The sequence below is a fragment of the Streptomyces sp. NPDC005648 genome, assembly GCF_040605395.1.
GTDB lineage: Bacteria > Actinomycetota > Actinomycetes > Streptomycetales > Streptomycetaceae > Streptomyces.
The window spans coordinates 19,704-29,649 of record NZ_JBEXCS010000113.1 but is presented as its reverse complement, the minus strand read 5'-3'; the positions used below and the strand labels follow the sequence as shown (position 1 = coordinate 29,649).

The 9,946-nt window shown below is 71.5% G+C and carries 6 protein-coding genes; 2 read left to right on the top strand and 4 right to left on the bottom strand.

The genetic code is table 11. The annotated features are described in order from the left end of the window. Positions 1 to 110: 110 nt before the first annotated feature. Complete coding sequence (paaK, locus tag ABZT17_RS39705) at positions 111 to 1,424, top strand: phenylacetate--CoA ligase PaaK (RefSeq protein WP_356356697.1); 1,314 nt, start codon at positions 111 to 113, stop codon at positions 1,422 to 1,424. Positions 1,425 to 1,626: 202 nt separating this feature from the next. On the opposite strand, the gene ABZT17_RS39700 is transcribed toward paaK, so the two are convergent. Beyond that, positions 1,627 to 3,123: a metallophosphoesterase family protein gene (locus tag ABZT17_RS39700; RefSeq protein ID WP_356356695.1), complete on the bottom strand. Its 1,497-nt coding sequence runs from the start codon at positions 3,121 to 3,123 to the stop codon at positions 1,627 to 1,629. A 92-nt stretch (positions 3,124 to 3,215) separates the two neighbouring features. Continuing rightward, positions 3,216 to 4,712 carry an acyl-CoA synthetase gene (locus tag ABZT17_RS39695; protein ID WP_356356693.1) on the bottom strand — a complete coding sequence of 499 codons (1,497 nt, stop codon included), beginning with the start codon at positions 4,710 to 4,712 and terminating at the stop codon, positions 3,216 to 3,218. A gap of 89 nt (positions 4,713 to 4,801) precedes the next feature. On the opposite strand from ABZT17_RS39695, the gene ABZT17_RS39690 reads away from it, so the two are divergent. Further along, complete coding sequence (locus ABZT17_RS39690) at positions 4,802 to 7,207, top strand: penicillin acylase family protein (protein WP_356356691.1); 2,406 nt, start codon at positions 4,802 to 4,804, stop codon at positions 7,205 to 7,207. Between the two features lie 30 nt (positions 7,208 to 7,237). Here the strand turns inward: ABZT17_RS39690 and ABZT17_RS39685 are convergent, their stop codons facing one another. After that, positions 7,238 to 8,791: an acyl-CoA synthetase gene (locus tag ABZT17_RS39685; protein WP_356356689.1), complete on the bottom strand. Its 1,554-nt coding sequence runs from the start codon at positions 8,789 to 8,791 to the stop codon at positions 7,238 to 7,240. After that, a complete protein-coding gene (locus ABZT17_RS39680) occupies positions 8,788 to 9,897 on the bottom strand; it encodes a nitronate monooxygenase family protein (protein WP_356356687.1) in 1,110 nt (369 codons plus the stop codon). The genes ABZT17_RS39685 and ABZT17_RS39680 overlap by 4 nt, the downstream gene beginning before the upstream one ends. Positions 9,898 to 9,946: the final 49 nt, after the last annotated feature.

Genomic DNA, 9,946 nt, shown 5'->3' with positions numbered 1-9,946 from the left:
TCTTCCGATCTGGCCCCGCCCGCAACGAAGTTCCACCAGGAGGCCGCGCGGCCTCCTGGTGGGAAAATGGGGTCGGCGGGAGTGACGAGGTCGGCCGGGGAGAAGTTCCCATGACGGATGCTGCGGAGCTGCTGGACACCGGGGAACGGCTCGACGCCGAGGCGTTGCGGGCGTTGCAGTTGGAGCGGTTGCGGGCTTCCCTGCGGCACGCGTACGCGCAGGTGCCGTTCTACCGCGAGTCCTTCGAGAAGGCGGGTGTCCGCCCGGACGACTGCCGTTCGCTCGCCGATCTGGCCCGTTTCCCGTTCACCACCAAGGCGGACCTGCGGGAGAACTACCCGTACGGGATGTTCGCCGTGCCCCAGGACCGCATCCGCCGTATCCACGCGTCGAGCGGCACCACCGGGCGCCCCACGGTCGTCGGCTACACGGAGGGCGACCTTTCCCTGTGGGCCGACATGGTGGCCCGCTCCCTCCGCGCCGCGGGCGGCCGCCCCGGCGACAGGGTGCATGTGGCGTACGGATACGGGCTGTTCACAGGTGGCCTCGGCGCGCACTACGGCGCGGAACGGCTCGGTTGTACGGTCATTCCCGCGTCCGGCGGTATGACCGCCCGTCAGGTACGGCTGATCCAGGACCTGGAGCCGCAGATCATCATGGTGACACCGTCGTACATGCTCACGATCCTCGACGAGTTCGAGCGGCAGGGTGTCGACCCGCGCGGCACCACGCTGCGGGTGGGCGTCTTCGGTGCCGAGCCGTGGACGGAGGAGATGCGGCGGGAGATCGAGGAGCGGTTCGCGATCGACGCGGTCGACATCTACGGACTGTCCGAGGTGATCGGCCCGGGTGTGGCGCAGGAGTGCGTGGAGACCAAGGACGGGCTGCACATCTGGGAGGACCACTTCTACCCGGAGATCGTCGACCCGATCACGGGCGAGGTGCTGCCGGACGGCGAGGAGGGTGAACTTGTCTTCACCTCGCTGACCAAGGAGGCGATGCCCGTCGTGCGCTACCGGACTCGTGATCTGACCCGGCTGCTGCCGGGGACGGCGCGGGTGTTCCGGCGGATGGAGAAGGTCACCGGGCGCAGCGACGACATGGTGATCCTGCGGGGCGTCAATCTCTTCCCCACGCAGATCGAGGAGATCGTGCTGCGGACGCCGGGGGTCGCGCCGCACTTCCAGCTGCGGCTGACCCGCGAGGGCCGTCTCGACGCCCTCACCGTGCGGGCGGAGGCCCGGCCCGACGCCGGTCCCGAGGTCCGGACCGCGGCCGCGCGGGCCATCGCGGCGGCGGTGAAGGACGGCATCGGTGTCTCGGTGACGGTGGAGATCGTCGCCCCGGAGTCGCTGGAGCGGTCGGTGGGCAAGATCCGGCGGATCGTGGACCTGCGGTCCCGGGATCCGCGGTCCGAGCGGTAGGGCCTCGCAGGCAGGGCGCGCCGGTCGCCCTTTCCGCGTCAGCCCTCGGCGGCGCTCGCGGCCAGGGACGGCAGCCGCGGCCGGGGGACCCCGGACAGGTCCCGGAACACGACGCTGCCCCGGTTGACGACCGAGCGACTCGTGGACCTGCTGCCCAGGCGACACCGCCTCCCCGGCCGGGCGCGCGGGTCGACCTTTCCCCTCAGCCCTCGGCGGCGCTCGCGGCCAGGGACGGCAGCAGTGGCCGTGTGATCCCGGACAGGTCCCGGAAGACCACGCTGTTGCGGTCGGTGACCGAGCGGCCGAGGGCGTGGTGCGGCCACCAGCCGCCGGCCATCCGGCGGCTGCGCTCACCCCACTCCAGGGCCTCGGCGGTGCGTGCCTTGTAGAAGTTCAGGGCGTAGCCGCCGGTGTGGACGCGCAGCAGGGAGAAGCCGCCCGGATACTCCTTGGCGGCGCCCACCTCCTGCAGTGCCACGTGCGGGGCGAGCGGCAGCACGGTCCGCTTGTTGCGGTGGGTGTGGCCGGCGTGATGGAGGAAGACGCCCGGGGTCGCGGCGTAGGCCTCCAGGATGGAGCGGGCCTGGCGACGGCCCAGGCGCTGCCCGGCACTGACCGGGAAGAGGGAGTCCCGTACGGCCAGCGGGTGGTGGCCGAAGACCACCGTCGGCTGTTCCTTCTGCTCGCGCAGACGGCCGCGGAACCAGGACAGCTGCTCGGCGCCGAGGCCCCCGGAGTCCGCGCCGTTGCCGCGCTTCTCGTAGGTGTCGAGGCCGATGATCCGCAGTCCGCCCAGCTCCCGCACGAAGTATCCGGGCTCGTCCGCCCTCCCGAACCCGTCGCGGAAGGTGTCGTCGCCGTCCTGGCTGCCGGGCCGGTCGTGGTTGCCCCGTACGACGAAGTAGTCCCGGCCGTGGTCGCCGAACCCGTCCAGGATCCGTCTGGCCCGCGCCAGGTCGCCCGGCGCGCCGCCCGCCGAGATGTCGCCCGCGGCCAGCAGCACGTCCGCCCCGCGCCGGCGGGCCTCCTCGACCAGGGCCCGGCTCATGATCTCCGGGTAGGGCGGCAGCCCCGGCTGCTGGGCCACCCCGCGCATCATGGGGATGCCGGTCACCAGGCCGGCGATGGTCTCGCCGAGGTGCAGGTCGTTGCAGAGCGCGAGGGTCATGACATGGCGGCCGGGCGGGGGCTGCGGTGTGGTGAAGGCGTACGGGCCGCCGAGCGAGCCCAGACCGTGGCGGGAGGTGCCCGCCGCGTTGCCGCTCACCAGGTGCAGCGTGGTGGGCCGGGCGGTCGCGCCCCGGGAGCGGGCCTGGTAGTAGTACGTCTGCCCGGGCTCCAGGCCGGTGAGCTCCACATGGTGGTGGGCCGTGGGCCGGTCCTCTCCGACCACGCGGTTGAGGAGGCCGGGGTGGGTGCCGTAGACGACCTCGCCCTCGGTGACGGCGGGCAGCATGTGGCCGAGACCGTCGTCGGTGCCGGGCACTCCGGTGTACCAGGTGATGACCGCGCGGTCCTCGGTCAGCGTCACCAGTTCCAGATGGACGGCCGCGACCGTGTGCGGATGCGGCAGATGGGCCCGGTAGAAGGAGGCGGCTTTGAGCAGCGCCGGGACGAGCATGGCTCCCGACCGCACCACCTCACAGGGGCCGGGCAGACCCGCGAGGGCGGCGAAGGGAGCGGAGAAGCAGCATCGCATGCCTGGTATGTGCCCTCCTGCCGTGAACAGGGGCCATGGTAATAGCGGCCGTACCAGGTATGAAATGGGACTTTCCTGTGCGTCGCGTCACGTCATGTGGCGAAGCGATCACGCAACTCCCGCTTGAGGATCTTCCCGCTGGCGTTGCGGGGCAGTTCGTCCACGAAGACCACCCGCTTCGGCGCCTTGAAGTGGGCGAGCTTCTCCCGCGCGTGGTCGATGAGTTCGGTCTCGGTGACCTCGCCGCGCGGGACGACGACCGCGGTGACGGCCTCGATCCAGCGCTCGTCGGGCAGTCCGACCACGGCGACCTCGGCGACCGCGTCATGGGTGTACAGGACGTCCTCGACCTGGCGTGAAGCGACCAGTACGCCACCGGAGTTGATGACGTCCTTCACCCGGTCGACGATCGTGTAGTAGCCGTGCGCGTCCCGGACCGCGAGGTCCCCGGAGTGGAACCAGCCGTCCCGGAACGCCTCGGCGGTCTCCTCGGGCTTGTCCCAGTAGCCCTCGCACAACTGCGGAGACTTGTAGACGATTTCTCCGGGCGTGCCGTCGGGGACGTCCTTGCCGTCCTCGTCGACCACCCGGGCGTCGACGAACAGGACGGGCCGGCCGCAGGAGTCCAGCCGGCCCTTGTGCTCGTCGGGGGCGAGGACCGTGGCGAGCGGGCCGATCTCGCTCTGGCCGAAGCAGTTGTAGAAAGCCAGCTTCGGCAGGCGCTCGCGCAGGCGCTCCAGGACCGGCACCGGCATGATCGAGGCGCCGTAGTACGCCTTGCGCAGTCCGCCGAGGTCGCGGGTGGCGAAGTCCGGGCGGTTGGAGAGTCCGATCCACACCGTCGGCGGGGCGAACAGGCTGTCCGCGCGGTCCGTCTCGATCAGGTCGAAGAGGCGGTCGCCGTCGGGCGCGTCGAGGATGATGTTGGTCGCGCCGACCGCGAGGTACGGCAGCAGGAACACATGCATCTGCGCCGAGTGGTACAGCGGGAGCGAGTGCACCGGGCGGTCGCCCGCACTGAGGTCGAGTGCGGTGATCGCGCTCAGGTACTCGTGGACCAGGGCGCGGTGGGTCATCATCGCGCCCTTGGGGAGGGCCGTCGTACCCGAGGTGTAGAGCAGCTGGACCAGGTCCTCGGTGCGCGGCTGGGGGCCGTCGTACGCGGGGGCGTCCGCCAGCCGGGCGAGCAGCGAGCCGTCGCTGTCGCGCAGGGGCAGTACGGGCACGCCGTCGGTGAGCCGGGAGGCCAGGTCGGGGTCGGCGAGGACGAGCGAGCTGCCGGACTGGCCGACGATGTACGCCAGGTCGTCGCCGGTCAGGTTCTGGTTGACCGGGACATGGACCAGGCCCGCGCGGGCGCAGGCCAGGAAGCCGATCAGATAGGCGTCGGAGTTGTGGCCGTAGGAGCCCACCCGGTCTCCGGGCGCGAGCCCCTGGCCGAGCAGGACGCTCGCCGCGCGGGAGACGGCCTGGTCGAGTTCCTCGTACGTCCATCTGCGGTCGCCGTACTCGACCGCGACCCGCGCCGGGGTGCGCCGGGCGCTGCGCCGCAGCACCCCGTCAACCGTGCTGCCCTGTCCCTGCGTCATGACTCATGATCCTCGGTCCGTGGCCGGGGATGGTCAAGCACGTTCGTACGGTCAATCGCACCTTCCCCCAATGACGTTGGGAGACACCTTTGCGCACCCGCCCGAGACGACTGCTCATCGCGGCATTGGCCCTGCTCACCGCGTCCACCGCGCTTCCGGCCGCCGCAGCCGGACGACAGACCCGTCAGGACAGTCCGGCGCACGGCGGACTGTCCGCCGTGATCCGCTACACCGAGTACGGCGTTCCGCACATCGTCGCCGAGAACTACCCCGATCTCGGCTTCGGCACCGGCTGGGCACAGGCCGCCGACCAGGTGTGCACGCTCGCGGACGGCTTCGTGACCGTGCGCGGCGAGCGCTCACGCTACTTCGGAGCCGACGCGGCGACCGACCTCTCGCTCTCGTCGGCCGCCGACAACCTCTCCAGCGACCTGTACTTCCGCGGCGTACGCCAGTCCCGCACGGTGGAGAGACTCCTCGCCCAACCGGCGCCGCTGGGCCCGGGCAAGGACGTCAAGGACCTGATGCGGGGCTTCGCCGCCGGGTACGACGCCTGGCTCGCGCAGAACCGGATCGACGACCCGGCCTGCCGGGATGCCGCCTGGGTGCGGCCGATCACGACGACGGACGTGGCCGCCCGCCTCTACGCCATCTCCGTGCTCGGCGGCCAGGGCGGCGCCGTGGACGAGATCACCGCGGCACAGCCGCCCACCCCCGCCACCGAGGGTCCCGGGGCCACCCTCGACGCGCAGGCCCTGCTCAAGGCCTTACCCGTCCGGCCCGCCGACTCCGACATGGGGTCGAACGCGGTCGCCTTCAGCGGCGCCACCACGGCGAACGGACGGGGCCTGCTGCTGGGCAACCCGCACTACCCCTGGCACGGCGGTCGCCGGTTCTGGCAGGTGCAGCAGACCATCCCGGGCGAACTGAACGTCGCCGGGGCGTCGCTGCTGGGCTCGCCGACCGTCTCCATCGGCTACAACTCCCGTGTCGCCTGGAGCCACACCGTCGCGACCGGCGTGCCCTTCAACCTGACCCGGCTGACGCTCGACCCGTCCGACCCCACGGTCTACCTGGTGGACGGCAGGCCCGAGCGGATGACCGGACGGACCGTCACGGTGGCCGTCAAGGACGGCGCCCCCGTGACACGCACCCAGTGGTGGACCCGCTACGGCCCCGTCGTCGCCGACCCCCAGGGCCAGCCGCCGCTGCCCTGGACTGCCACGACCGCGTACGCGCTCAACGATCCCAACGCGGCCAACCTGCGCTTCGCCGACACCTCGCTCGGCTTCGGCAAGGCGCGCGGCACGGCGGACATCGTCGCGTCCCTGGACCGGCACCAGGGGCTGCCCTGGGTGAACACCATCGCCGCGGACTCCTCGGGGCACTCCCTGTTCACCCAGTCTCAGGTACTGCCCCGGATCACCGACGACCTCGCGGCGCGCTGCTCCACGGACCTCGGCAAGGTCACCTACGCGCAGGCGGGCCTCGCGGTCCTCGACGGCTCGCGCGGTGACTGCGCGATCGGCAGTGACGAGGACGCCGTGCAGCCCGGAACCTTCGGGCCTTCCCGGATGCCGACGCTCAAGGACGCCCCGTACGCGGAGAACTCCAACGGCAGCGCCTGGCTGACCAACGCCGACCACCCTCTCACCGGGTACGAGCGTGTCTTCGGGGACATCGGCACCCAGCGCCAGCTGCGGACGCGGGGCGCGATCGAGGACGTGTCGGCGCTGGCGGAGCGGGGCGGGCTGACGGTCCGGGACCTGCAGCGGCAGGAGTTCACCGACCGGGCGCCCGCGGGTGAGCTGGCGGCGGCCGACACGGCGAAGGCCTGTGCCGCGCTGCCGGACGGGACGGCAACAGGCAGCGACGGCAAGGCTGTCGACGTCTCCGGCGCCTGCGCGGTGCTCGCGTCCTGGGACCGCACCATGGACACCGGCAGCCGCGGCGCCCTGCTCTTCGACCGCTTCTGGCGCAGGCTGACGGCGACGGTGCCGGCGGCCCAGGTCTGGAAGGTGCCGTTCTCGGCGTCCGACCCGGTGCACACGCCGAACACGCTCAACACCGCCGCGCCCGGCTTCACCACGGCCCTCGCGGACGCGGTGAGCGAGCTGCGGGCGGCGGGCATCCCACTGAACTCCCGGCTCGGGGAGCACCAGTTCGTGGTGCGCGACGGCAGGCGCATCCCGGTCCCGGGCGGTACGGAGCGGCTCGGCGTGTGGAACAAGATCGAGCCGGTGTGGAACGCGGCGCAGGGCGGCTACACGGAGGTGACCACCGGGTCCAGCCACATCCAGGCGGTCGGCTGGGACGGCACCGGCTGCCCGGTGGCCCGCACGCTGCTGACGTACTCCCAGTCCGAGAACCCGAACTCGCCGCACTTCGGCGACCAGACCCGGCTGTTCTCCGGCGAGAAGTGGGTGACCGCCCGCTTCTGCGAGAAGGACATCCGCTCGTCGCCGGCGCTCAGGGTGGTCCGGGTCCGGTCGTGACGGGCGGTCCGGATCCCTTCATGACCGGCCTCACACCGGACGGGTGCGCCCCTCCCAGTAGGGGTCCCGCAGCCGTCGCTTGTACAGCTTGCCGTTGGGGTCACGGGGCATCTCGGCGATGAAGTCGACGCTCTTGGGCCGCTTGTAGCCGGCGAGTTGTCCGGCGCAGTGGGCGAGGAGGTCGGCGGCGAGATCGGGTCCGGGTTCGTGTCCCGGGGCCGGTTCCACGACCGCCTTGACCTCCTCGCCCCAGTCGTCGTGCGGGATCCCGAAGACGGCGGCGTCGGCGACGGCGGGGTGGGCGAGGAGCACGGACTCTGTCTCGGCGGGGTAGATGTTGACGCCACCGGAGATGATCATGTCGATCTTGCGGTCGCGGAGGAAGAGATAGCCGTCCTCGTCGAGGTAGCCGAGGTCGCCGACCGTGAAGAAGTCGCCGATGCGGCTCTTCTTCGTCTTGGCCTCGTCCTTGTGGTAGGCGAAACCGCCGGTGTTCATCTTCATGTAGACGGTGCCGAGTTCACCGGGCGGCAGCCGGTTGCCGTCGTCGTCGAAGACGGCGAGTTCGCTGATGGGCCAGGCCTTGCCGACCGTGCCGGGCTTCTTCAGCCAGTCCTCCGCCGTCGCGAAGGCACCGCCGCCCTCGCTGGCCGCGTAGTACTCCTCGACCGAGTTCCCCCACCAGTCGATCATCGCCCGCTTCACATGGTCCGGGCAGGGCGCGGCGCCGTGGATGGCGTGCCGCATCGACGAGACGTCGTACGACCGCCGGACCCGCTCCGGCAGCGCCAGCAGCCGGTGGAACTGGGTCGGGACCATATGGGTGTGGGTGCAGCCCTCGCGGTCGATGAGCCGGAGCATCTCCTCGGGCGTCCACTTGTCCATCAGGACCAGCCGGTGCCCGATGTGCAGGGACGCGCCCGCGAACTGGAGCACGGCCGTGTGGTAGAGCGGTGAACAGACCAGATGGACGTTGTCGTCGAACGGCCTGATGCCGAAGATGCCGAGGAAACCGCCGAGATACGCCTCCTCGGGCCGCTTGCCGGGCAGCGGCCGGCGGATGCCGCGCGGGCGGCCCGTGGTGCCCGAGGTGTAGTTCATGACCCAGCCGAGCTCGCGGTCCGCGGGCGCCGACTCCGGTTGTCCGTCGAGGAGTTCGGCGTACGGCCGGAAGCCCTCGACCTCGCCGACCGCGTACCGGTGGGTGGCGGGGAGGCCGGCCTCGTCGGCGGCATGGCGGGCGGGCTCGGCGAACCGCTCATGGGCGATGAGCACCTTCGAGCCCGAGTCGGCGACGATCCAGCCGATCTCCGGGCCGACGAAGTGGTGGTTGACGGGAACGAGGTAGAAGCCGGCCTGGGAGGCGGCCAGATACGCCGTGAGGAACTCGATGCCGTTGGGCAGGACGACCGCGAAGGCGTCCCCGCGTTCCAGTCCGGCGGCGCGCAGACCGTGGACGAGGCGGTTGGCCGCGGCGTGCAGGCGTCCGGCGGTCCACCGCTCGCCGTCGGGAGCGGTGAGGACCGGGCGGTCCGGGTCGGCGGTGGCCTGGGCCCAGAATCCGGCGGGGGGCGTGCTCGTCACTTGTCGCTCCTTCCGGCGATGCGGTTGATGCGGTCCACGGCCTTCTCGAAGCCGCGGGTGAGGTCGTCGAAGACGGCCTGGACACTGCGTTCGCTGGTCATCCGGCCGACGATCTGGCCGACCGGCGTACCGAGCAGCGGTTCGACCTCGTACTTCTGGATGCGGGTGAGGGCCTCGGCGACCAGCAGGCCCTGCAGGGGCATGGGGAGGGTGCCGGGTCCGGCCGGGTCGTCCCAGGCGTCGGTCCACTCGGTGCGCAGCTGCCGGGCGGGTTTCCCGGTCAGGGCGCGGGAGCGGACCGTGTCTCCGGAGCCGGCGGCCAGCAGCTTCCGGGTGACGGCGGAGGAGGTGAGTTCGGCTTCGGTGCAGGTCAGCCAGAGGGAGCCCAGCCAGACGCCCTGTGCGCCGAGGGCGAGCGCGGCGGCGGCCTGCTGTCCGCTGCCGATGCCTCCGGCGGCGAGGACGGGCAGCGGGTCGACGGCGTCGACGACCTCGGGCGTGAGCACCATGGAGGCGATCTCACCGGTGTGGCCCCCCGCCTCGTAGCCCTGGGCGACGACGATGTCGATGCCGCCCTCCTTGTGCTTGACGGCGTGCCGGGCGCTGCCCGCGAGCGCGGCGACCAGCACGTCCTGGTCGTGGGCACGGGCCACCACGTCGGCCGGCGGGGAGCCGAGGGCGTTGGCGAGCAGCCGGATCGGGTAGTCGAAGGCGACGTCGAGCTGGGTGCGGGCGACCTGCTCCATCCAACCGGTGATCCGCCATCCGGACACCTCGCCCTCGGCCAGCTCGGGGACCCCGTACTTGGCGAGGGTGTCCTTCACGAACTGCCGGTGCCCTTCGGGGATCATCGCCTCCACATCGGCTTCGCTGACGCCTTCCACCTTCTTGGCGGGCATGACGACGTCGAGGCCGTACGGCTTCCCGTCGACATGCGCCTCCACCCAGTCGAGGTCGCGTTTGAGGTCGTCGGGGGCGGTGTAGCGGACCGCGCCGAGCACACCGAAACCGCCGGCCCGGCTGATGGCCGCGGCGACGGCGGGGAACGGCGTGAAGCCGAAGATGGCGTGCTCGACTCCCAGTTTGTTGCTCAGCTCCGTCTGCATGGGCGCAGGATGCCGCAGTCCTCCGGACGACGGAAGGGATTTCCTGATG